This window comes from Martinezella sp. CNPSo 3959, from assembly GCF_057784355.1.
Genome location: NZ_JBXSOV010000007.1, coordinates 114,063 through 136,958, shown reverse-complemented (window position 1 = coordinate 136,958; position 22,896 = coordinate 114,063). Strand labels below are relative to the sequence as shown.

Below are 22,896 nucleotides of genomic sequence, written 5' to 3'. Positions count from 1 at the left end.
AGCGCTGGCCGCTTGCAGAGCGATGGGTGAGGGCGCGAAAGCACCGGGACGGATCTCATGTAGGCTCGCCAGCAGAGGGCGACTCGATCGACGTGTCGGCAGCCGGGATGAATTTGCTCACGCAACAGCGATCGCTCATTAAAAACGCGGTGCACGCTCACGGCGCCTGGCGAAGCGCCGGGGGTTATCCGATCTTGCGTTGCCGGCGGGGCGGCTCAACCACCGGAGGAATCTCGGTCGTGCCCTTGGCGTGGCCAAGGAGAGCCTTCTTGGCCAGCGTCGATCTTGCGGCGGCATAGGAGGCACACACCATTGGATAGTCTGCAGGCAAGCCCCATTTCCTTCGGTATTCTTCGGGCGTGAGACCATACTTGCTGTTCAAGTGCCGTTTTAGGGATTTGTATTTCCCACCGTCTTCCAGGCACACAAGATAATGATCCGTGATGGATTTCTTGATCGGGACTGCTGGCTTCTGAGATCTTTCCGTCGGCGCTGCCGACGGCACAAGTTGCTGAGAGCCTACAAGTGCGGAATAGGTTTCCGCAATGAGCCTCGACAAATCTTTCATCGCGAGCGTATTGTTAAGGACGTAGGCGGAGACAATCTTGCCCGTCAGCTCAAGAAACCTTTCGCCAGCGACAGTATTTCCTGTTTTCATTTCCCGCCTCCCACGATTATTTAATTATTTATGCAATATGGTTTCGGCTTTCAATAGAAGATTGAGCGATTTTGGAGATTATTTTTATAGGTTATTGCTATAGTAAATATGAGGGGTTTAGGATCTACAAATTGTTATTTGCTCTGCATGCGCGTTTTCGAACTCACGATCTCTGCCGCTTGGCCGAAAATCGATAGATTTCCACGAGGTAAGCCATATCGTGCTTTAGCTCTGCCGGAGTCGAATGTTAGTTGCCGGGGGATAGACTATATTGTCGGTGAAATGGCAGGACATGATATTCGGTAAGCGGCGCCATGACGATATCAGGCGGATTTTGTGGTGAAATCCAGCGAATCTCTTCGATCTCGGCCGTTGCCCTGATCCCGGCATCGTCCACGTGCAGCTCGAATATATCTGCGATGACGATATGCTCCGGCTCGTTGGCGGCCGGCGCCTGGAAGCGGCCGAGGAAAGTCAAATCGCTTGTCTCTATCGTAAGGCCGAGCTCTTCGAAAAGCTCTCTGACAACGGCTGCCTCTGCCGTTTCCTGGAGCTCGATCTTGCCTCCCGGTTGCATGAAGGCAATCGTGCCGCGCTTGCGCACAAGCAGCGTTTTTCCATCAAGGCGGAGCATCAGGGCCGCTGCTATGCGTATCGTTTTTGCCATGCCGTGATCTGGGCGGATTCGTGGCTCGGTTTCAACACTCCTGTCCGCGCATGGTGCCATGCGACATGCCTCGCTCCCGGGAATGTTCATCGTTACGGCGCCATCAGATGCTGCCGAAAAAATGTGGTGAGTGCGGCATTGAGATCCTTGTGGAATGCAGTGCGAGGGAAGCCGACGCACGAGCTATCTTGTATAAACAGATAGCTTGTTATATCCTCCCCTTGAAGCTGAGGCGTTTATGACTGACTCGATCCAAGTTCAATTGCGGAAGGGCGTGCTCGATCTTTGCGTCCTGGCCGTACTCTCCCGGGGCGAAAGCTACGGCTATGAAATTGCGAGCACACTTGTGGCGGCGGTCGGCATGGGTGAAGGAACGATCTACCCGCTGATGCGCAGAATGCAGAATGACGGCTTGGTCGCGACCCGCATCGTCGAGTCGAGCAACGGGCCGCCGCGTAAATATTATCGGCTCACGCCGTTGGGGCGTTCGATTTTCGAAGCACATCGCCGCGATTGGCGCACGTTAGCAGGCTCCGTCGACAAGCTACTTGAGGATTTGCCATGAGCAGGGAAGCCTTTTTGCGCACGCTGAGATTGGGGCTTGCAGGCCTGCCTCCGCACGAGATCGATGATATCGTGGCCGACTATTCTGCCCATTTCTCCGAATCCGAGGCGTCAGGCCGAAGCGAGGAGGAGGTTTGCGCCGCTCTCGGTGACCCCGCCAGGATCACAAGGGAATTGCGTGCAGATGTCGGGCTTCGTCGTTTCGAGGCGCAGTGGAGCGTACCAAACCTCCTGGCCGCCATGATGGCGCTGGCGGGTCTTGCCGTCGTCGATATCTTCTTCCTGCTACCTTTGCTGTTTGCGGCGATGTTCGTGACGTTCGGCCTTGCGATCGCTTTGGTAGCCGTTGGCGCCGTCGGTCTGAAGATTGTCGTGACGACCGTGCTGTTTCACGTCGGCTTGCCCTCCGTCGGCATGCTGGCTCGTCTGCTTGTTGGCGCCGGGCTGGTGAGTTGCTTCGTGGGCGGCGGGGCCTTGCTGCTGATGGGGTTGAGTTTGGGTATCCGCATGCTTGGGCAATATGCCCGCCTGCATTTCCGCTTGGCGCAGGTAGACGAAAGCCGCGCTTGAACGCTGGGCCGCGAATCGTTGGAGGAAATGAACAATGAACGGGAAATTGGCGACTATCGCGACGACCGGACTGATTTGTGCATTCGTCTTTCTGGCTCTCGGCATCGGGCTTTCCGGGCCGGATTGGGCAAACGCAGGGCATTGGTGGGGTGGTACGCAATCCAGTTGCGGATCTGCGGCATTCGGCGGGCAGCAGGTTATCCTGCCTTTCAGCTCCAATGGCAGCCTGACGATCGATATCCCGGCCTCTGTTCACTATCAGCCGGGCGGAAAGGCGGAGGCCGTCGTGAGCGGTGATCCAGCGCTGCTCAATCATGTGCGGCTGGAGGGCGGAAGGCTGAGCATGGATTGTAATCCGGGTTGGTCCAACTCCAAATTCGACGTCAGCCTATCAGGACCGCTCGTCACTGATTGGAGAGTACGGGGCAGCGGCGATCTCGCTCTGTCGCAGCTCGATCAATCAGACCTGCGCCTGAGGATATCCGGAAGCGGTAGCGTCACGGCCACGGGAAGCGCACGCTCGGTCGATCTCGATGTATCCGGTTCGGGCACTGCGCGTCTAAAGGACCTGACCGCTCAATCCGCGAAGATCAGAATTCAAGGCAGTGGCGACGCGGAAGTCGCCGCTGCCGCGGATGCCGATGTTTCGATCAGCGGAAGCGGCAATATCGAACTCTACGGGCATCCGGTGCTGCGGCGTTCTGAGATCAGAGGCAGCGGCCGCCTGGTAGAGGTGCCATAATCCATGGCGAGAAAGCGCGCCGCGCGGCGGCGATCTTTGCCATCGGCTTTGATCGATATCATGCGATCGCCTTGCTTTGAATGATTCTCATGTTAATCAGTGAGGGCCATAATCGAAGCGAATATGCAAAAGATGCAAAATCGAACAGACAGTGATGTGAGGCCGCGCGTTGAGCCGGAAACCGGGGCCACGCACCCCAAACGGCCACTGCGGGACCGTCGCCGTTCCCTAGCGATCGGACTTCTGCGCGCCCGCGAAGCGGTCATGAGCCATTTCAGGCCGATCCTGGTGGCGCATGATGTGACCGAGCAGCAATGGCGTGTCATTCGCGTTCTCTACGAAGGCGGAAAGCTCGATGCGACGGAACTCGCAGACAAGGCATCCATTCTTGCCCCGAGCCTGACGCGCATGATCCGTTCGCTCGAAGAGCGCGGCTTTATCACCAAGCATAAAGATGATGCCGATGGCCGCAGGGTATTGTTGCAGATCACAGCGGCCGGGGAGGCGGTTGTCGAGGATGTTATGCCGGAAAGCCTGAAGGTCTATGCAGATATCGATGCTCGGTTCGGCGTGGAGCGCGTCGAGAAGCTTCTCGATATGCTGGATGAATTGGCGGCATTGAAATTGGAGAACGGCTCGGTCGGCGAGGAATGAGGGGCCGCTTCGGTTTTATAGATCCGCAAAACACGCAATAGGCGAACGACGACCGCCGTGGCCCCTGCTATTAGTAGACCTTGACGTCCTCAGGCGGCTTGGCTGCATCCGCCTTCTTGAAATCGTCAAGAAGCTTGATGGTAGCATTGGCAAGCAGCGTGACGTCGTTGCCTATCGCGACGAAGGTGGCGCCAAGCTCCAGATAGCGTTTTGCCAGCGAGAGATCGCCGATCAAGATGCCCGCCGCCTTGCCATGCGACTGGATTTTTGCGAGCGCCTTTTCGACTTCTGCCTGCACTTCAGGGGCACCCGGCTTGCCGAGATAGCCCATGTCCGCGGCAAGATCGGATGGTCCGATAAAGACGCCGTCAACGCCTTCGGTCGAGGCGATGTCGTCAAGCGCTGCAAGCCCCGCGCGGCTTTCAACCTGCAGCAGCAGGCAGATCTCGTCGTTGGCCGTGGCAAGGTAGTCTGGAATGCGGTTGAAGGCGGAGGCGCGGGCGAGGGCTGCGCCGACGCCGCGTACGCCATGCGGCGGGTATCGCACCGCCTTGACCATGGTCTCGGCCATCTCCTTACTGTCGACCATCGGGATGAGCAGGGTCTGCGCGCCGATGTCGAGCATCTGCTTGATGATCCAGGTTTCGCCGATCGGCGGGCGGATCACCGCATGGCTCACTGTCCCCTTCATCGCCTGCAGCTGCGAGACGAGAAGCGGCACGTCGTTCGGCGCATGCTCGGCATCGAGCAGCAGCCAGTCGTAGCCGGCGCCCGCGCAGATTTCGACCGTGTAGGCATTGGCGAGCGCCTGCCAGAGGCCGATCTGCGCCCGGCCTTCCTTGAGGGCCTGTTTAAAAAGGTTCTTGGGCGCCGGCATACTTCACTCCTTCATGCAAAGAACAGGCTGACCGATCCGTAGGGGCCAAAATCGGCGTTGATCGTATCGCCATGCCGCGCCTCGATCGGGCGGATGAACGAACCGGCAAGCACGATCTGGCCGGCTTCGATGCCGTCGCCATATTGCGAAAGGCGATTGGCAAGCCAGGCGATCCCGCGCGCGGGCTGGTTGAGCACACCGGCGCCAAGCCCGGTTTCCTCCACTTCGGCATTGCGGCTGACGATCGCGCCCATCCAGCGCATGTCGATCTCACCGGGCCGCACGGCGCGGCCGCCGGTGACGATGCCGGCATTGGCGGCATTGTCGGAAATGGTGTCGACGATGGTGCGCGCCTTCTTCGTCTCCGGATCGACGCGAAGGATGCGCGTGTCAAGGATCTCGAGGGCTGGCGTCACATAGTCGGTGGCATTCAGCACGTCGAAGATCGAGATATCAGGCCCCTTGAGCGGAGCCTTCATCACAAAGGCGATCTCGGCTTCGATACGCGGCTGGATGAAACGGTCGGCCGGCACCGTCGCGCCGTCTTCGAAGACCATATCGTCAAAGAGTACCCCGGAATCGGGGATGTTGATGTTCAGCGCATATTGCATCGCCTTCGATGTCAGCCCGATCTTCCAACCGATCGGCTTGCGGCCGCTGGCGATCTTCTTCTGCACCCAGGCGCTCTGGACGGCATAGGAATCGTCCATCGTCATTTGCGGGTGCTTCAGCGACAGGAGCCCGGTCTGGACGCGCGTCCGCTCGGCCTGATCGAGGCTCTCGGCGGCGGCCTGGATTTCATCTTGCGACAGCATCAGCGCACCTCGTCGACAATGGTGTTTTTCAAGGTGCCAAGACCATCGGCCTCGACTTCGACGACATCGCCGGGCTTCAGCCAGATCGGCGGATCGAAGCGGGCGCCGGCGCCGGTCGGCGTTCCCGTGACGATGACATCACCGGGGACGAGCGTTGTGAAAGTGGAGATGTAGTTGATGATCTTGCGGAAGGAGAAGATCATCCGGCTTGTGCGGTCGCTCTGGCGCACTTCGCCGTTGACACGAGTCGTGAGCGCAATGTCGTCGAGCTGCGCTGCATCGGTGAACGGGATCAGCCACGGGCCGATCGAGCCGGTATTGTCGAAGTTCTTGCCCTGGGTGACGTTGAATTTCGCATGGCGCACCCAATCGCGGATCGTGCCCTCGTTGCAGAGCGACAGGGCCGCGATATGGGAGAAGGCGTCGGCCTCCGCGATCCGGCGGCCACCCTTGCCGATGACGATGACGACCTCGCCTTCATAGTCGAGCTGCGGGCTTTCCGGCGGCCGGATCAAGGGCTGTTCGTGCCCGGTGAACGACCGCGGGAAGCGGATGAAGAGCGAGGGGTTGGAGGGGGCGGCCTGCCCATCCTTATATTCCTCATTGCGGTCGGGGAAATTGACCCCGACGCAAATGATCTTTTCCGGCGACGGAATGGGAATCTCGAAGCGGATGTCGTCAAGTGCGAAATCCGGCTTCAATGATTTGGCTTCTTCTGCGAGCTGAGCGAGGCGACCGGCCTCGATCACCTCACGCAGCGTTGGCCAAGTCGCGCCGTGGCGCGCGGAGAGGTCGACGACACCGTTGCCGACCGCAAGTCCATAGCCATGACGGCCGTTTCTCGAAAAGGACAGGAATTTGGGATGGGTCATGCTTTCATGGCCTTCTCTTGACCTCAGACGACTCCGCCGAGGCAGACATATTTGATTTCGGTGAATTCCTCGATGCCGTAGCGCGAACCCTCGCGGCCCAGGCCGGAGAGCTTGACGCCGCCGAAGGGCGCTTCGGCTGTCGAGATCAGGCCGGTATTGACCCCGACCATGCCGTATTCCAGGGCTTCCGCGACACGGAAGACGCGGGCGAGGTCCTTGGCATAGAAATAGGAGGCAAGGCCGAACTCGGTGTCATTGGCCTGGGTGATGACGTCGGCCTCGTCCTTGAAGCGGAAGAGGGGAGCAACCGGCCCGAAGGTCTCTTCCTTCGCGACGGCCATGGCGGGCGTGACATCGGCAAGCACCGTCGCCTCATAAAAGCGTCCGCCGAGCTGATGGCGATGCCCGCCGGCGACGATACGGCCGCCTTTGGAAAGCGCATCGGCAACATGCTCCTCGACCTTGGCCAGGGCCGCCTCATCGATCAGCGGGCCGAGATTGATGCCTTCGTCGAAGCCGTTGCCTGTTTTCAGCGAACCGACAGCCTTGGAGAGTTTCTCGGCAAAGGCATCATAGACGCCCTCCTGCACGTAGAGCCTGTTCGCACAGACGCAGGTCTGGCCATTGTTGCGGAATTTGGCGATCAGTGCGCCCTCGACAGCGGCATCGAGATCGGCATCGTCAAAGACGATGAAGGGTGCGTTGCCCCCAAGCTCAAGACCGAGTTTCTTGATGGTCGGTGCACTCTGCTTATAGAGCTCGGAGCCCACTTCGGTCGAGCCGGTGAAGGTGAGCTTGCGCACGACCGAGCTTGCGGTCATCTCGCCGCCGATGGCACGGGCCGAGCCTGTGAGAACACTGAAGAGGCCCTTCGGTAGGCCGGCGCGTTCGGCAAGGATCGCAATGGCAATCGCCGAAAACGGCGTCTGCGAGGCGGGCTTCAGCACCATGGCGCAGCCGGCGGCAAAGGCCGGACCGGCCTTGCGGGTGATCATCGCATTCGGGAAGTTCCAGGGCGTGATCGCCGCGACCACGCCAATCGGCTGCTTCATGACCAGAATGCGCTTGTCCTTCTGGTGGCCGGGAATGATGTCGCCATAGACGCGGCGGGCCTCTTCGGCAAACCATTCGATGAAGCTTGCGCCATAGGCGATCTCGCCTTTGGCTTCGGGCAGGGGTTTGCCCTGTTCGGCCGTCAGGATGCGTCCAAGATCGTCCTGGTTTTCCATCATCAGCTCGAACCAGCGCCTGAGGATGCCGGAGCGTTCCTTGGCCGTGCGGGCCGCCCATTCCTTCTGCGCGGCTTCGGCTGCGGCAATCGCCTTTTTGGTCTCGGTAGCGCCCAGATTGGGAACGAGGCCGATGATTTCGCCCGTCGCGGGATTGTCGACCTTGATCGCATTGGATGGATCGGCTTCGATCCACTCGCCGCCGACCAATGCGGCCTGCCGGAACAATGTTGCGTCTTTCAATTTCATGACTGCCTCCTCGCGCTTTCGAACGTTGATGAGGAGCGGGCGTTTTTCCCGCTCTCAAGGGTAACGCTTAAGGCGCGATAATCGGCTGTGCCTTCAAGTCGGGCTCGGCCACTTCCGCACCGGCAAACAGGCTACCATGTTCGAACCAGGATTTGGGAGCCGGTGCACCCCACAATGTCTGACGCTGTGGATCCTTGAGATCCCACTTGATCGGCTCCAGATCGGGATCGACGGTCTGGTAGTCCGAGCAATAGATTTCGATGCGGTGGCCGTCCGGATCGAGAATGTAGAGGAAGAAGGCGTTGGAGATGCCGTGGCGTCCCGGACCCCGCTCGATATTGGCGACCCAGCCGGTGGTCGCCATCAGGTCGAGGAGGTCGATGATGTTGAGGGGCGTCGGCACCCAGAAGGCGGTGTGGTGCAGGCGCGGGCCGCGGCCGTTGGTGAAGGCGATGTCGTGGACGCCGCCCTTGCGGTGCGTCCACGCGGCCCAGAGACGGCCGGTCTCTTCATCCGCCGTATATTCGGTCACGCGGAAGCCGAGTTCGTTATAGAAGGCGACGCTTTCATCGACATTGGTCGAGAAGCAGTTGAAGTGGTCGATGCGCAGCGGTTTTACACCTTTGTAAAGCGCATATTTCTGATGGATCGGCGGCAGACGGTCCATCTTCGAATAGAATTCAAGCGGGATGCCCTGCGGGTCGCGGGTGCGGAACGTCCGCGCTTGGTAGGGGCGCTCGATCCATTCGACCGGAAGGTCCTTGCCCTTGAAGAAATGCGCCGCCTTATCGAGATCCTCGTCGCTGAAGACCTTGAAGCCGAGATCGCGGGCTTCGGCCTTGTCGGACTTTTTGAGCACGATGCAGTGATGACCGCGTTCTTCCATCGCTCGCAGATAAATTGTATCCGCGGTCTCGTCCGTCACCTGCAGGCCGAGCGTGTCGACATAGAAGGCGCGGGATTTGGCAAGATCGGTGACGCCGAATTCGATATGACTGAGGCGCACGATGTTGAAGGGCGGATAGAGATTGGGTTTCGGCAGGGGCATTTGTTCCTCCTCTTATGCGTATAGATATTGGCGGCTCAGCCGCCGAGTTTCTGGATCGTGTGCGGCTTGGTGGCGAAGGCGACGTTCTTGGTTTCCATGTAGAAATCGAAGGACCAGTCGCCGCCGTCGCGGCCGATGCCGGAGCTCTTGACCCCGCCGAAGGGTGTCGGCAGGTGACGCACGTTTTCCGAATTAACCCAGATCATGCCGGCTTCGAGGTGATCGGTGAAACGGAAGGCGCGGGTGACGTCGGACGTCCAGAGGTAGCCGGTCAGGCCATACTGGACGTCATTGGCCAGCGCCAGCGCATCGGCTTCGTCCTTGAAGGGAATGGCGGTCAGCACCGGCCCGAAGATCTCTTCCTGGGCGATGCGCATCTGGTTGTTGGCACCTGTGAAGAGTGTGGGCGAGACGTAGCAGCCACCGCCCGGGCCGTTGATCTTCTCGCCGCCAGCGGCCAGCGTCGCACCTTCCGAACGACCGATCTGAATATACTCCAGCACCTTCTTTTCATGCACGGGATGGACGAGCGGGCCGACGACCGTTTCCGGATCGAGGGGATGGCCGACCTTGATGCGTTTCGCCTTCTCTGCGATGATCGCGGTGAACTTGTCGTAGACGCTTTCCTCGACCAACAGGCGCGAGGACGAGGTGCAGCGCTCGCCGTTCAGCGAGTAGATCATGAAGACGGCGGCATCGGCGGCGCGCTCGAGATCGGCATCGGCAAAGACGATGACCGGGTTCTTGCCGCCGAGTTCGAAATGCACGCGCTTCAGCGTATCTGCGCCCTGCTTCATGATCATCGAGCCGGTGCGGCTTTCGCCGACGAAACCGATCGCCTTGATCAGGGGATGTTCCGTGAGAGCCTTGCCGGCATCTTCGCCGAAGCCGTTGACGAGGTTCCACACGCCCTTTGGCAGGCCGGCTTCCTCGGCGATCTCGACAAGCAGGCGCGCGGTCAGCGGCGAGAATTCTGCCGGCTTGTGAACGATGGTGCAGCCCGCAGCGAGAGCCGGCGCGATCTTCCAGGTCGACAGCATGAAGGGCGTGTTCCACGGTGTGATGATGCCGACTGGGCCGATCGGCACGCGCGTGGTCAGGTTCACCTGGCCTTCGGCGCGCAGCGCCTTGCCATCGCGCGCTTCCGGCGCGCGGTCGGCGAAAAAGCGGAAGTTTTCCGCCCCGCGCAGGGCGGCCTTGGCCATGAACTTCAGCGACTGCCCGGTGTCCATGCACTCGACGAAGGCAATCTCTTCGGCGCGGGCGACGATCGCATCGGCAATCTTGTGAAGGAGTTTCTTGCGCGCGTCGCCGGGCATCGCAGCCCATTCGGCGAAGGCAGCCTTTGCGGCCTTTGCTGCGCGATCGATATCGGCTGCCTTGCCACGGGCAACGGTTGCGAGCGGCTTCAGATCAACGGGGGAGATGGTCTCGAATGTGGAGCCATCATCGGCCCGCACATCCTCACCATTGATGCGGTTCAGTACGCCGCTATCCTTGAAACGGGCGAGGAAGCCTTCGGCCTTTGCGATGTTTTCCTGCAGTTTGGACATCGTCTATTCCTTTGGTGTTATGTCGTCCCACGAAGGGAATGTCACTTGCCGCGCAGCCGCGGATGAATGGCGTTTTTCTTCCAGCTGAGCTCCGCATCGATCTCGCGGATTTCAAGCGAAAGGGCGAAATGCGGCGTCTCGAAGAGCGGGCCGAGAACGTCGATGGCCGTAGCAAAGATCGCTTCGCCAGTGCGCTTCTTTTCGTCGTCGGTGCGGCCCCTGCCGATGCGGAAGTTCAGATCGACGAAGGCGTTTTCGGGTAGCTTGTCGGCGATGGCGTAATGCTCGGCGCGAAAGGCACGCACCCGCACGGCACCGATCTCGAAAAGGCCGGTGTCCAGAACCGTCTTCAGCAGCCGTTCGCAGAGCGCGTCGATATCGGCGCGGCCCTCCAGATTGGCCGAATATTCGATAGCGAGATGTGGCATCAAGTCCTCCCAAGACTTTAATTACTTAACACGTTAATAAATATCTCGCGGATGTCAAGCGGCAAAGTCGAGCTGTCTTGCCATCTCCAGACTTTCATGGACGTAACGCGACAAACGCTCGGCGGCGTCGGGAATTTCCGGACGCTCGGCGAGCCATCCGATATATGTAAGGTTCCGCAGCACCATGAATAGGGGCAGGGCCGCCAGAGCCGCCTCGGAGAGTGCGCGCCGGCTGCGATAGCCCGATATCAGCGCTTTCTCGATCACCGGATAAGCGGGTTCGTTGCGGTTCTTGAGCAGGGTGGTCGCAAGATCGAACAGGCGAAAGCCGTGCCCCGCATCATCGAAATCGATGAAGGCGACATTGCTGTCGGCTCCCGTCAGAAAGATGTTTTCCCGCACCAGATCGGCATGGATCAGTCCGTAGTCGAGGCTTTGGCTACCCGCGTTTGCGAGCAGTCGGCGCAGCTGGTGGCGTAACGCCGAGAGGGCGATAGTGCTCTCGGATGAAAGGCCGCGACAATCCCAGAAGCGGCCCCAGAGCGGCGTTTCGCCGACCAGCCCATCGATGTCCCAAACCGGGCGGTGAAAACGCGCTGGCGGGTCCCAGGCGTCGGCAAGCTCGTGCATGGTGGCCATGTTTTGCCCGATGCGGAAGAAGATTGCTTCCTGCATCTCAAAAGGTTGCGATAGCGGCACGCCACTTTGGCCAAGCGGCACACCATCGATCCAGCTCACCACGTCCGCATGCTGTTCGGCAAAATGCCTGTTGGCTGGCAATCGGACGAGGCTCTGCTTTCTGCTTGTTGGCACAGGGCTTGGTACATCCAGGCCGCCGAGCTTGAGGGCGGCCATGAAGTGCAGCTCCGAGCGCAGGCTCGTTTCGTCGTGATAGCCTGGCCGATGCAGCCGGAGCGCGGCGAACTGCCCTTCTTCCAGCGTAATGCGGAAAACGGCATTCTCCCGATATTTCATTAGGACAGGTTCGTGGGCCTGCACAGGCCAATGGTCGAGTGCTTCCAGCGCACGTTTCTGTAAGGCGTCGCGGATGGTCTGTAGCAACGGATCGGCCATATTGCCTCACAGGCCAGTCAATACGTCGTCGAAGATAGACAACATGAAGTCGGCATTGTCCCGGGTGAATGGCATGGGCGGGCGGATCTTCGTGGCGCATTGATGAATGCCGATCTTGCCCATCAGCACGCCGCGCTCGCGCGTGGCATTGATGATCCGGGTCGCCTCAGTGGCAGCCGGCTCCTTCGTTTGCCTGTCGAGCACGAATTCCGTACCCATGAAGAGGCCGCTGCCGCGCACGTCGCCGATGATCGAGTGCTTCTCGGCCAGCCGCTGGAAGGCATGGCGGGTATATTCGCCGACGTTGCGGGCATTCTCGACAAGATTTTCATCCTCGATGACATCGAGCACAGCCATGGCGGCCGCGCAGGAGACTGGATTTCCGCCGAAGGTGTTGAAATAGCGGAACGCCTTGCGGAAGGTGTTTATCGTATCGAGATTGGCAATCACGCCGCCGACCGGGTGCCCGTTCGCCATCGGTTTGCCGAGCGTGACGATATCGGGAACGATACCGGCGTGCTGGTGACCCCACATATGCATGCCGGTGCGGCCGAAACCGGGCTGTACTTCGTCGGTAATGACGAGGCCGCCGGCCTTGCGGACAGCAGCAACCGTTTTGTCGAGAAAGCCCCGCGGCAGATCCGGAAAGCCTTCATTGGCGAAGAACGGATCGATGATGATGGCCGAGAAGCCATGCGGGCTGTTCTCGAGCGAGGCGATCGCTTTTTCGACTTCTGCCGCGAACGCCGTGGCAAAGGCATCTCCGCCTTCCCCACCGAGTGGACGATAGCTATCAGGCGCGGGCACGTGCCGGACATGGCCGCCGAAGCCGCCGACCGGCGGCATGCGGGTCGACAGCTGCGATACCGCGGTCGTGTTGCCGTGATAGGTGTGGTTCGTGGCGATGATGCCGGTCTTTCCGGTCATGGCTTGTGCCATGCGCAGCGCTACGTCATTTGCCTCGCTGCCAGTGCAGGTCAGGATCGCGGCATTGAGGCTTTTGTCGAAGGTTGCCGTCAGCCGCTCGACATAGTCGAGAATGCCTTCATGCAGATAGCGGGTATGCGTGTTCAGCGTCGAGGCCTGCCGCGTGATCGCTTCCACCACGCGGGGATGGCAATGGCCGACATGCGGCACATTGTTGTAGCAATCCAGATATTTGCGGCCGTCGGCGTCCCAAAGCCAGACGCCTTCTCCGCGCACGAGATGCACTGGGTCGTCATAGAAGAGCGACATGTTGCGGCCTAAAAGCCGTTCACGGCGCGCGATAAGGGCTGCATTGTCGGACATGATCAGCCCCTCGCGGCAGTGAGGCCAGCGTCAAGCGCGGTCAGCATTGTCTGGACATTCTCGGCCGTCACGATCAGCGGCGGCGACATGATGACATTGGTGCCAGAGGTGCGGACCAAGACGCCGGCATCATAGGTCGCGTCCTGTACCTTCTGGACGATATCCTTGGCAGCACCGCTCTTCTTCGCGCGGTCGCTGACGAGTTCGAGGGCGCACATCAATCCCTTGCCTCTGACGTCGCCGACCAGCTCATGCTTGTCCTGCAGCTTCTTCAGGCCGGCGAGCAGCTCTTCGCCACGGGCTGCGGCATTGTCGGCGACGTTGAGCCGCTTGGTTTCCTTTAAGGTGGCGAGGGCTGCTGCGGCACCGACGGGATGGCCGGAATAGGTGTAGCCGTGGCCGATGCTGCCGAGCGGGCCTTTGTTGCTTTCGAAGACCTGCGCCACCTTGTCGGAGATCATCACCGCGCCGAAGGGGAAATAGCCGTTGGTGATCGCCTTGGCCGTCGACATCATGTCCGGCTGCACGCCCCAGAGGCGCGATCCGGTCCAGGCGCCCGTGCGGCCGAAAGCGGTGATCACCTCATCGGCGATCAGCAGGATCCCGTGCCGATCGCAGATCTCGCGCATCAGCGGCAGGAAGGTTTCGTGCGGAACGATGACGCCGCCGGCGCCGAGCACCGGCTCGACGATCAGGGCGGCGATTGTATCGGCGCCCTGGAAAGCGATTTCATCCTCGAAAAGCCTGCCGATAGCAGCCGCGATTTCCGCACCGTCTGTGGTGTTGAACGGGTTGCGATAGGGGAAGGGTGCGGGCAGGTGGAAGACGCCCGGAAGCAATGGCTCATAGTTGCGGCGGAAATTCTGGTTGCCGTTGACCGAGGCGCCGCCGAAATGCGTGCCATGATAGCCCTTTTTCAGCGCGACAAACTTGGTGCGCTCCGGTTGGCCGTTGACCTTGTGGTACTGGCGCGCCAGCCGCAGGCAGGTCTCGACCGAATCCGAACCACCCGAGGTGAAGAAGGAGCGGCTCAACCCATCCGGCTTGAACCATTCGGCAAGCTCGTAGGAAAGCTCGATCAGCGGGGAGTTCGTTGTGCCGCGGAAGGTCGAATAATAGGGCAGCTCGTCAAGCTGGTCGCGGATGGCCTTCTTCACCGGCTCGCAGGAATAGCCGAGATTGACGTTCCAGAGGCCGCCGACGGCATCCAGTACCTTCTGGCCGTGAATATCGACGATCTCGACGCCTTCGCCTGAATTGATGATGCGCGGCGGGTTGGCTTGCATCTCGGCTGGATGGGCCATCGGATGCCAGAGATGTCGGGCGTTGTTTTCGATGATGAAATTGGTCTCACGCATGTCAAATTCCTCTTGTTCAGAGCCCCAGCATCGCAAGTGCGCGGGCATAGCTTTCGGCAGGGCGGGTCACGTCGAAATGCACGTGAGGCAGGTTCACGGCTTTGGCACCCTCGATGTTCTTCCTCTGGTCGTCGACGAAGACGCAGGCCGCGCGCGGCAGGTTGAGCTCGGCAAGAACGAGCTCGTAGGCGCGGGGATCGGGTTTCAGGATTTTCGTGTAGGTGGCGTCGACGATGACGTCGAAAAGCTCGATCAGGCGAAAACGCTGGCGGAACTCGACGCCATAGAAAAGGTCGAGTTCGTTCGACAGGATCGCCAGCTTGAGGCCGGCCTCTTTGGCGCGCAAGATAGCATCGCGCGCTTCCGGCCGTAGAACCAGTTCCGGCTCGGCGCCGCGCGCCCTGCGCACGAAGGTCTGCATGTCGGTCCAGTTTTCACCGGCCAGCTTGCCGACTTCGCCTGCTCGGGTCAGCCAGTAGTCCCGTTCTGTGATCTCGCGGTTCTGCATTGCGACCCAAAGCGGATCCGTCGCCGTATCGAACGGGCCGAGCCAGGTCAGCGATCCCGGGGGAAGGCCAAGCGTGCGCTCGGTGACGTCATGGGTTTCGAACAGCGTGCGGGTAACGACACCGCCAAAGTCGAGAATAAGTGCGCGGTCTTGGGTCATGGCCGTCCCTCCGGGATGACGCCTTCGGCGACCCATCGATCGAAGATGGCAAGGGCGGCGGCAGAGAAGTCGGGCGCATTGATATGGGCGTCAACCTCATGAAGAGCGACAGAGGGCGGAACGGCGCGGCGCATCTCATCGATGAATGCGTCGAGGCCTTCCGGATCATGCAGGGGCTCATCCGGCTTGTCCCATTCCTGTAGCCCTTCGGTCGGCAGCAGGAAGGCGACTTTCGCTTCGGCGCGTTGCAATTTCTGTCCGATCAGCCGAGCGACTTCGCGTCGGCCCTCCGGCGAGGTCGTTACCGACCCGATCAGCCGGTTGTGGGCGTGGTACGGGCGATCTACAAAGATCTCTGGCAGGGCTTGCCATGCCTGAAGATCGACCATGTCGATCGCACCGGGTGCGACGATCTGCGGAATGCCGGCGCGTCCTGCGTTTTCCAAACGATCGGGTCCAGAAGTGACGACGCTGCTATAATGATGATTGCTGACTTCCTGGATGCAAAAGTCGAAGACGGCGGCAAAGTCCCCCTTGGAGGCAATCGCTTCATAGGCGCGGCCGCCCATGCCGGTCGAATGGAATACGGCAACGTCATAGCCGCGCTTTTCCAGCTCGGGCCGCAGATATTTCATATATTTGAGGCAGGAGGAGCCAAGCGACGTCATGCCGACGAGGGGACGTTCGCGATCGGGCTTGGTGCCGTGCCTTGCAGCGCCGACCACCGCGCCGCAGGCCTGTGAGAGCACGGAGCGGCAGATGCTGTTAAGGCCGTAGAGACCGCCAGCCCAAAGAATCATCATCAGGTCGGGCGCAATGCGTTCGGGTGGAATGAGATGGGAGTAGGCAATGGTCGAAACCACGAATTTCGGGACGCCGAGCGGCAGGACGGCGGCAACATCGAGCGCCAGATCCGTACCCATGGAGCCGCCGAGCACGATGATGCCGTCGACGAGTCCATCTTCATAGAGGCGGAGGGTCAGGGCCGACGCACCTTTCGCCATAGCCGCCATCGCGCTGTTTTCATCGCCGCTTTCGGCAATCGCCGCAATCGTGGTTCCGGCAGCCTCGGCAATGTCATGCTTGGAATAATCCGGATGATAGGGCGGATCGCTGAGAATGCTGACATCCATCATGACCGGTCGGCCACCGGCTTCGGAGATGACGGATGCCATGAATTGCAGTTCGTCGCATTTGGTGTCACCGGTTCCGATGACGAGTATCCGCGGTGAGGGAGCCTCCGGGCTCATCAATCCGTCCTCCTGAGTTTCGCAATGGTTCCCGTGGGTCTTTCCGACCCGTAGTATTTTTCTGAGATCGCGTTGGCTGCGGTGGCGGCCTGTGCGCCGAATTCGTGAATGGCGGCCGTGTTGGTGCGCGAGAGCGGAGCGGCGATCGCGACACAGCCAATCGGGCGGCCGCCTGGCGTGCGCACCGGTGCGGCTGTGCTGATGACGCCGGCCTCCAGGCCCTGGTCAATGATGGAAAAGCCCCGTGCTGCGGTTTCAACGAGCATCTTACGCAGCAATTGGGGATCGGTGACGGTATGATCGGTAAATTTCTCGATCGGCTTTTTAAGCGCTGCGTCGATTTCTGCCGGTGGACAGAAGGCCAGAAAGGCAAGGCCGGATGCCGTCGCATGGAAGGGAAGGAGGCTGCCGACATCGACGATGATGCGGTGCGCGCGCGGCGAATCCTCGACGTGAATGGTCGAGAGCTGTCCGCCTGAAAACTCCGAGAGATGAACGGTCTCGGTCGAGGCTTCGGCAAGCGCTTTGATGAAAGGAATTGCGATCCGCAGGAAGGGGAAGCGTGCCTCCCGGATGCGAGCGAGGCGGACCGGCGCCGAACCGATGCGATAGCGGCGCGTGTCCTGATCCTGCTCGACGAAGCCGTGTTTTTCCAGCTCCACGAGAAAGCGTCGTGCCGTTGCCTTGTCCAGCGCGCACAGGCGGGCGATGTCGGTCAGACCCGCCTCCTTGTCCAGCCGTGACAGGGTATCCAGCAATGCCAGCGCCTTTCCGATCGTGCTCATCATTCCTCCTCTTGGGTTGGTCAGGTTCTGATTCTGTGCGTCCAGCCTCGGCTTCCCGTCAAATCAGCTTGCTGACCCTGCGCCGCGACACGATAGCAGCGACCCAAGATACTTAACATGCGAAATAACTTGACAGAGGCCGACAATGTTTGCAAGTCTATATTTGAAGCTAGGGTTCAAATAATGAACCTTAAGCGCTGACGGCGGCTAAATCAACAAAAGCATAAGCCCCGTTCGTCAGTCCGGTTTTTGGTGGAGGTCGCACGCGTGCAATCGCGGCGATGATCGGATGTTCTTAAACAAGGGGAACGAACGCAGATGAACACGCAAAATTCGCAAGGTGCCGCTGAAAACCAGCTGCGCAAGAACAGTCTCGGCGTTGGTGCCGTGACCTTCCTCGTCGTTTCGGCCGCCGCACCGCTGACGGCTGTTGCCGGCGGCGTGCCGCTTTCGATGATGCTCGGCAACGGGCCGGGTATTCCGCTCACCTTCCTGCTGGTGACGGGTATTCTGTTGCTGTTTGCAGTCGGCTACGTCGCGATGGCCCGCCATATAAGAAATGCCGGCGCCTTCTATGCCTATACCGCCCAGGGCCTTGGCGGCCTCATGGGCGGTGCCGCCGCGCTCATTGCCATTCTTGCCTATAATGCCATGCAGGTCGGCGTTCTCGGGCTTTTCGGTGCTGCAACCAAGGGCTTCTTCGCCGAGCAGCTGGGCCTCGATCTTCCGTGGTGGGTCTGGAGCTTTATCGGCATCGCCTTCGTTGCTGTCTTCGGCTATCGGCGTGTGGATCTGTCGGCCAAGGTGCTGACCGTGCTTGTCATTCTCGAATATCTCGTCGTGCTCGTCATCGATGCCGCGATCTTCGCCAAAGGTGGTGATGCCGGCCTCTCAGCAGCGCCTTTCACGCCGACCGCCTTTTGGAGCGGAACGCCGGCAATCGGCCTTCTGTTCTGCTTTGCCGCCTTCATCGGCTTCGAAGCGACGACCATCTACAGCGAAGAAGCTCGCGAGCCGGAAAAGACCGTGCCGCGCGCGACCTACATTTCTGTTCTCATCATCGGCCTCTTCTATATGCTGACCTCGTGGCTGATGGTCATAGGCGCCGGCGTCGATAAGCTTGTTCCCGCGCTGCAGGGCCTCGCCGATCCCACCACCTTCCTCTTCGGCCTTGCCGAGCGCTATGTCGGCCACTGGATTACCGTCGTGATGAGCGTGCTCTTCATCACCAGCCTGTTTGCCGGCATCCTTGCCTTCCACAATGGTGTGGCGCGCTACATGTATGTCGCCGGCCGCGAAGGCCTGCTGCCGAAGTCAGTCGGCGTCACGCATCCGGTCTTCCAGAGCCCGCATGTCGGCTCGATTATTCAGACCGTTATCGCCGTGCTCGTCGTCGCGCTCTTTGCGGTGACGAGGCAGGATCCGGTGCTGGCGCTCTTCTCCTGGCTGACCAATGTCGCGACGCTCGCAATTATCCTGCTGATGGCCTTCACCGCCTTCTCGATCGTGGCGTTCTTCAGCCGCAATCCGGGGCTTGAGCGCAATGTGCTTGCTATCAAGGTGCTGCCGATCGTGACGGGTCTGATCCTTCTGACGCTCGTCTATTATATCTCGGCGAATTTCGGCGCGATTGCCGGCGCCAATGGCGTGCTTGCGGTGGTCTTGCCGGGCCTGGTGCTGATCGCAGGGATCATCGGGTTCATCGCGGCTGCTCGCCTGAAGTCTTCGGATGCGGCAGGCTATGCCCGCCTCGGCGCCGGCCAGGAAGCCTGAACCAGTTCCAATCACGGTGGCGGGAAAACCCCGCCACCCTCTCTGTGAGACAATGAGATGCAGGAAAAGATCGACCAGCTCCGGACATTATCCGTTTCGCCGCAGGCATTGTTCATCGCAGGCGCCTGGCGCCAGCCGGTCAGCGGCGCTGCGATGGACGTCATTTCGCCGATCGACGGAACAAAGCTGACCACGATTGCCGATGCCGGCACGGAGGATGTCGATCTGGCGGTCAAGGCCGCGCGGCACGCTTTCGAAAAGGGCAGTTGGTCGAAGGCGGCACCGGGCGAACGCAAGAAGGTACTGCTGAAAATTGCCGAGCTGATCGAGAAGAACGCGCTCGAACTGGCCGTGCTGGGTGTCCGCGACAATGGCACGGAAATCTCGATGGCGCTGAAGGCCGAACCCGGCAGCGCTGCCGGCACGTTCCGTTACTATGCCGAGGCGATCGACAAGGTCTATGGCGAGATCGCGCCGACCGCTCAGAATATTCTCGGTCTCGTCCATCGCGAGGCCATCGGCGTCGTTGCCGCCATCGTGCCGTGGAATTTCCCGATGATGATCGGCGCCTGGAAGATTGCTCCGGCGCTTGCTGTGGGCAATTCCGTCGTGCTGAAGCCCGCCGAGGGCGCGTCGCTGACGCTGCTGAGGCTTGCCGAAATTTGCGCCGAAGCCGGATTGCCCGAAGGCGTGTTCAACGTCGTCACAGGCCGCGGCGCGGTCTGCGGCGAGGCACTGGGGCTGCACATGGATATCGATGTCCTAGCCTTCACTGGTTCCGGTCCTGTCGGACGGCGACTTCTGGAATATTCGGCGCGCTCGAACCTGAAGCGCGTCTATCTGGAGCTTGGCGGCAAGTCGCCGAACATCGTCTTTGCCGATGCGCCCAATCTCGATCAGGCGGCCAAGGTTTCCGCCTATGGCATTTTTCGCAATTCCGGCCAGGTCTGTGTCGCCGGTTCCCGGCTGCTGGTCGAGAAGTCGATTCATAAGGCCTTCTTCGAGAAGGTGGCCCGCATCGCCGAAAGCATGAAAGTCGGCGATCCATTGCAGCTTACGACGGAAGCGGGGGCTATTTCCAGCGAGATCCAGCTGAAGAAGGATCTTGGCTACGTCTCGCAGGCGATGTCGGAGGGTGCATCGCTGCGCGCCGGTGGTTCGCGTATTCTTGAGGAGACGGGCGGTTATTACATGCGGCCGACCGTATTCGACGTGACGCCGTCGATGACCCTGGCGCGGGAAGAGGTCTTCGGCCCGATCCTGTCGATCATCCCCTTCGAAACGGAGGCCGAAGCACTTGAGATCGCCAATGGCACGGAATACGGCCTTGCCTCGGCCGTCTGGACCTCGAACTTGTCGCGCGCCCATCGAATGGTGCGGGGCATCCGCGCCGGTGTGGTGCATGTCAATACCTATGGCGGCAGCGATAACAGCGTGCCGCTCGGTGGCGTCAGGCAATCCGGCAATGGTCATGATAAATCGCTGCATGCGCTCGACAAGTATGTCGATCTGAAGACGGCTTGGATTCAGCTCTGACGGATTGCTTACTCATGCAAACAGGGTGCCGCTTATCATCGGCACCCTGTTTTCGTTTCTCGTGATCGCCGGCCATCCATGCGGCCCCTAACCGCCGAAGCTGCCCGTCTGCGTCGGTACATGCACATAGTTGCGGTCGAAATAGAGCAGCGCATGCCCATCCTTGCGGCTGCGAATATCCATCACTTCACCGATGAAGATATGGTGCGTGCCGACCAGGCGCGCTTCCGTCAGGCGGCAATCGAAGGAGACGATGGCATCGGAAAGCGCCTGGCTGCCGGAGCGGAAGTTGATCCATTCCGCCGCGGCATAGCGTTCCTCCATGTCGGCGCGTTGGCCGGCGAAATAGCCGGCCAGTTCCTTGTGCTCCTGCGTCAGGACATTGACGCAGAAGCGGCGGTTGTCGAGGAAGAGGCTTGTTTGCGCCGAGCGACTGTTCATGCAGACCAGCAGCGTCGGCGGCTCGTCGGTGACGCTGCACATGGCCGTCGCCGTAAAGCCGCCGCGGCCGGCAGGGCCGTTGGTGGTGATGACGTTCACCGGCGCACAGACCCTGGCCATGGCGTTGCGAAATTCGGTTTTCGAGAGCTGCTCCTCCATGGCAACGTCCTCACTCGGCGGCGCTGCGGACTGGGGAGGTGTCACCCAGCGGCGGCAGCCACGTATCTCCGGTCCAGCCGTTTTCGTCGTAGTCGCTCATGCACTGATCGACGAGCGCTTCCATCTCCTTCAACCGGCCACCACGCTCGGCGCCCTTCAGCACCTGCAGGCGAACTTCCTCCGGCGCGCCGGCATAGTTGAGTTCGTAAAGGGCGTGGCGTCCGCCGAATTCGGTGCCTGTGGCGTCCCAGAGCAGCTTCATGATCTTGATGCGCTCGATATGACCCATGTCGTTGGAACCGCGCACATATTGCGCGAGGTAGCGGTCGATCTCCGGATTGCCGAAGTCCTTGGCCGAAGAGGGCAGGTAGATCAGCCCAGAAGCGATGACCCTGCGTACGGTTTCGATGACGCGCGGATAGGTCTCCGACATGAAGGTGCGATAGGAGAGGGCTGCTTCCATGTTCGGCAGCACCGCGCCATTAGCCCAAGGCTGCGGATTATAGGCCATGGCGTTGGAAAACGACCAGAACATGTGGCGAAGCGCAATGATTTCACCGAGTGCCGCCTGGTTGCCACGGAAGGCATCGCCGCCAGTCGCGCGCAATGCCTTGGCGAGCAGCCCGGCGATGAAGTCGAGCTTCACGGCGAAACGGGTGCACCCCTGGAAGCAATAGCCATGCATGAAGCCGGAGGCCGGATGAAAGGAGAGGATCTTGGCCGCATCACGCAGCACGAGCACGTCCTCCCAGGGCACGAAGACATTATCAAGCACCAGGATCGCGTCGTTCTCGTCGAAGCGAGAAGACAGCGGATAGTCGAAGGGATGTCCCACGGTATTGGCGGTCTGCTCGTAGGAGACGCGGCAGAACATCTTGATCCCGGGCGCATTCATCGGAACGATGAACATGACCGACAGAGAGGGGTCTTCCGTGACGGTCGCCGAGCTCTGGGCAAGGAAATTATAGTGGGTCAACGCCGAAGACGTGGCTACCACCTTGGCACCGGAAACGTAGATGCCGGCATCGGTTTCCTTGGTGATGTGGACGAAAACGTCCTTAACGGCGTCGGCAGGCTTGTGACGGTCGATCGGCGGATTGACGATCGCGTGGTTCATGAAGAGCACGGATTCCTGCGCCCGCTTATGCCATGAAAGCGCATTGTCCTTGAACGGCCCGTACCAGTCGGCATTGGCGCCGAGTGTGTTCATCAGAGCCGCCTTGTAATCGGCGGTACGGCCCATCCAGCCATAGGACATGCGCGCCCAATCGGCGATTGCGCCCTGCTGGGCGACAAGCTCGGCGGAAGATTTCGCCACCCGGAAGTATTTGTGGGTATAGCCGCCTGAACCGGTATCGGTCGGCGATGTCAGGCGTTCCTTGGTCTTTTCGTCGTGCAGCGCGTCGTACATGCGGGCGAGCGAGCGGACAGAGTTGCGCATGGCTGGATGCGCAGTCACATCGGCAATGCGCTCGCCATTGATATAGACTTCGCGGCCGTCGCGCAGGCTTTCCAGATATTCGGCGCCGGTAAACGGACGGGTCTTGTCGCTGCGGTGATCTTCAGCTCGCATCTCGTATTCCTCCCTTGAGATCATGATCAATGCTACGTCCGGGACATCGCCGCGACCATGGACA

At 60.4% G+C, this 22,896-nt stretch carries 23 protein-coding genes; 6 read left to right on the top strand and 17 right to left on the bottom strand.

Features of this window, described 5'->3' with window-relative positions:
• Positions 1-184 precede the first annotated feature (184 nt).
• Both AC13RE_RS17030 and AC13RE_RS17025 read right to left on the bottom strand, forming a co-directional pair.
• Complete coding sequence (locus tag AC13RE_RS17030) at positions 185-658, bottom strand: Ros/MucR family transcriptional regulator (protein WP_132718018.1); 474 nt, start codon at positions 656-658, stop codon at positions 185-187.
• A 247-nt stretch (positions 659-905) separates the two neighbouring features.
• Entirely contained in the window at positions 906-1,325 is a 420-nt protein-coding gene (locus AC13RE_RS17025) for an NUDIX hydrolase (RefSeq protein WP_488563796.1), read from the bottom strand.
• Between the two features lie 238 nt (positions 1,326-1,563).
• On the opposite strand from AC13RE_RS17025, the gene AC13RE_RS17020 reads away from it, so the two are divergent.
• The 4 genes from AC13RE_RS17020 (at position 1,564) to hpaR (ending at position 3,855) form a co-directional block, all read left to right on the top strand.
• Positions 1,564-1,890: a PadR family transcriptional regulator gene (locus AC13RE_RS17020; RefSeq protein ID WP_112337348.1), complete on the top strand. Its 327-nt coding sequence runs from the start codon at positions 1,564-1,566 to the stop codon at positions 1,888-1,890.
• Positions 1,887-2,459, top strand: coding sequence for a DUF1700 domain-containing protein (locus AC13RE_RS17015; protein WP_488563795.1), 573 nt, complete (start codon positions 1,887-1,889; stop codon positions 2,457-2,459). Before AC13RE_RS17020 ends, AC13RE_RS17015 begins: the two co-directional genes overlap by 4 nt.
• Positions 2,460-2,493: 34 nt before the next feature.
• Positions 2,494-3,201: a GIN domain-containing protein gene (locus tag AC13RE_RS17010; protein ID WP_488563794.1), complete on the top strand. Its 708-nt coding sequence runs from the start codon at positions 2,494-2,496 to the stop codon at positions 3,199-3,201.
• Positions 3,202-3,333: 132 nt separating this feature from the next.
• Entirely contained in the window at positions 3,334-3,855 is a 522-nt protein-coding gene (gene hpaR, locus AC13RE_RS17005) for a homoprotocatechuate degradation operon regulator HpaR (protein ID WP_488563793.1), read from the top strand.
• Positions 3,856-3,925: 70 nt separating this feature from the next.
• Here hpaR and hpaI read toward each other — a convergent pair whose 3' ends face one another.
• From hpaI to AC13RE_RS16940, 13 genes are all read right to left on the bottom strand, one after another.
• Positions 3,926-4,732, bottom strand: coding sequence for a 4-hydroxy-2-oxoheptanedioate aldolase (hpaI, locus tag AC13RE_RS17000; RefSeq protein WP_488563792.1), 807 nt, complete (start codon positions 4,730-4,732; stop codon positions 3,926-3,928).
• Between the two features lie 11 nt (positions 4,733-4,743).
• A complete protein-coding gene (hpaH, locus tag AC13RE_RS16995; RefSeq protein ID WP_132718023.1) occupies positions 4,744-5,547 on the bottom strand; it encodes a 2-oxo-hept-4-ene-1,7-dioate hydratase in 804 nt (267 codons plus the stop codon).
• On the bottom strand, positions 5,547-6,419 hold the full coding sequence (locus AC13RE_RS16990; protein WP_488563791.1) for a fumarylacetoacetate hydrolase family protein: 873 nt from the start codon (positions 6,417-6,419) through the stop codon (positions 5,547-5,549). Before AC13RE_RS16990 ends, hpaH begins: the two co-directional genes overlap by 1 nt.
• Before the next feature lie 23 nt (positions 6,420-6,442).
• The gene (gene gabD / locus AC13RE_RS16985; RefSeq protein WP_488563790.1) at positions 6,443-7,897 is read right to left on the bottom strand and encodes an NADP-dependent succinate-semialdehyde dehydrogenase; all 1,455 of its coding nucleotides are present in this window, start codon (positions 7,895-7,897) and stop codon (positions 6,443-6,445) included.
• Between the two features lie 67 nt (positions 7,898-7,964).
• Entirely contained in the window at positions 7,965-8,945 is a 981-nt protein-coding gene (hpaD, locus tag AC13RE_RS16980; protein WP_488563789.1) for a 3,4-dihydroxyphenylacetate 2,3-dioxygenase, read from the bottom strand.
• A gap of 35 nt (positions 8,946-8,980) precedes the next feature.
• Complete coding sequence (gene hpaE, locus AC13RE_RS16975; protein ID WP_488563788.1) at positions 8,981-10,498, bottom strand: 5-carboxymethyl-2-hydroxymuconate semialdehyde dehydrogenase; 1,518 nt, start codon at positions 10,496-10,498, stop codon at positions 8,981-8,983.
• Between the two features lie 41 nt (positions 10,499-10,539).
• Positions 10,540-10,926, bottom strand: a complete 387-nt coding sequence (locus AC13RE_RS16970; protein WP_132718031.1) for a 5-carboxymethyl-2-hydroxymuconate Delta-isomerase — start codon at positions 10,924-10,926, stop codon at positions 10,540-10,542.
• A 54-nt stretch (positions 10,927-10,980) separates the two neighbouring features.
• Positions 10,981-12,000 (bottom strand): phosphotransferase, encoded by a 1,020-nt coding sequence (locus tag AC13RE_RS16965; protein ID WP_488563787.1) that lies wholly within the window; start codon positions 11,998-12,000, stop codon positions 10,981-10,983.
• A gap of 6 nt (positions 12,001-12,006) precedes the next feature.
• The gene (locus AC13RE_RS16960; RefSeq protein WP_488563786.1) at positions 12,007-13,290 is read right to left on the bottom strand and encodes an aspartate aminotransferase family protein; all 1,284 of its coding nucleotides are present in this window, start codon (positions 13,288-13,290) and stop codon (positions 12,007-12,009) included.
• Between the two features lie 2 nt (positions 13,291-13,292).
• Positions 13,293-14,648, bottom strand: a complete 1,356-nt coding sequence (locus AC13RE_RS16955; RefSeq protein WP_488563785.1) for an aminotransferase class III-fold pyridoxal phosphate-dependent enzyme — start codon at positions 14,646-14,648, stop codon at positions 13,293-13,295.
• Between the two features lie 16 nt (positions 14,649-14,664).
• Positions 14,665-15,315: an HAD family hydrolase gene (locus AC13RE_RS16950; RefSeq protein ID WP_488563784.1), complete on the bottom strand. Its 651-nt coding sequence runs from the start codon at positions 15,313-15,315 to the stop codon at positions 14,665-14,667.
• Positions 15,312-16,565 carry a Tm-1-like ATP-binding domain-containing protein gene (locus tag AC13RE_RS16945; RefSeq protein ID WP_488563783.1) on the bottom strand — a complete coding sequence of 418 codons (1,254 nt, stop codon included), beginning with the start codon at positions 16,563-16,565 and terminating at the stop codon, positions 15,312-15,314. The genes AC13RE_RS16950 and AC13RE_RS16945 overlap by 4 nt, the downstream gene beginning before the upstream one ends.
• On the bottom strand, positions 16,565-17,350 hold the full coding sequence (locus tag AC13RE_RS16940; protein ID WP_488563892.1) for an IclR family transcriptional regulator: 786 nt from the start codon (positions 17,348-17,350) through the stop codon (positions 16,565-16,567). Before AC13RE_RS16940 ends, AC13RE_RS16945 begins: the two co-directional genes overlap by 1 nt.
• Before the next feature lie 318 nt (positions 17,351-17,668).
• Between AC13RE_RS16940 and AC13RE_RS16935 the strand changes: the two genes are divergently transcribed.
• Together AC13RE_RS16935 and AC13RE_RS16930 are read left to right on the top strand one after the other, a co-directional pair.
• Entirely contained in the window at positions 17,669-19,123 is a 1,455-nt protein-coding gene (locus AC13RE_RS16935) for an APC family permease (RefSeq protein ID WP_488563782.1), read from the top strand.
• Between the two features lie 57 nt (positions 19,124-19,180).
• Positions 19,181-20,659, top strand: coding sequence for an aldehyde dehydrogenase (locus AC13RE_RS16930; protein WP_488563781.1), 1,479 nt, complete (start codon positions 19,181-19,183; stop codon positions 20,657-20,659).
• An 87-nt stretch (positions 20,660-20,746) separates the two neighbouring features.
• Here the strand turns inward: AC13RE_RS16930 and AC13RE_RS16925 are convergent, their stop codons facing one another.
• A complete protein-coding gene (locus AC13RE_RS16925; protein WP_015342805.1) occupies positions 20,747-21,259 on the bottom strand; it encodes a flavin reductase in 513 nt (170 codons plus the stop codon).
• 10 nt (positions 21,260-21,269) lie between these two features.
• A complete protein-coding gene (locus tag AC13RE_RS16920) occupies positions 21,270-22,832 on the bottom strand; it encodes a 4-hydroxyphenylacetate 3-hydroxylase N-terminal domain-containing protein (RefSeq protein ID WP_488563780.1) in 1,563 nt (520 codons plus the stop codon).
• Between the last annotated feature and the right edge of the window lie 64 nt (positions 22,833-22,896).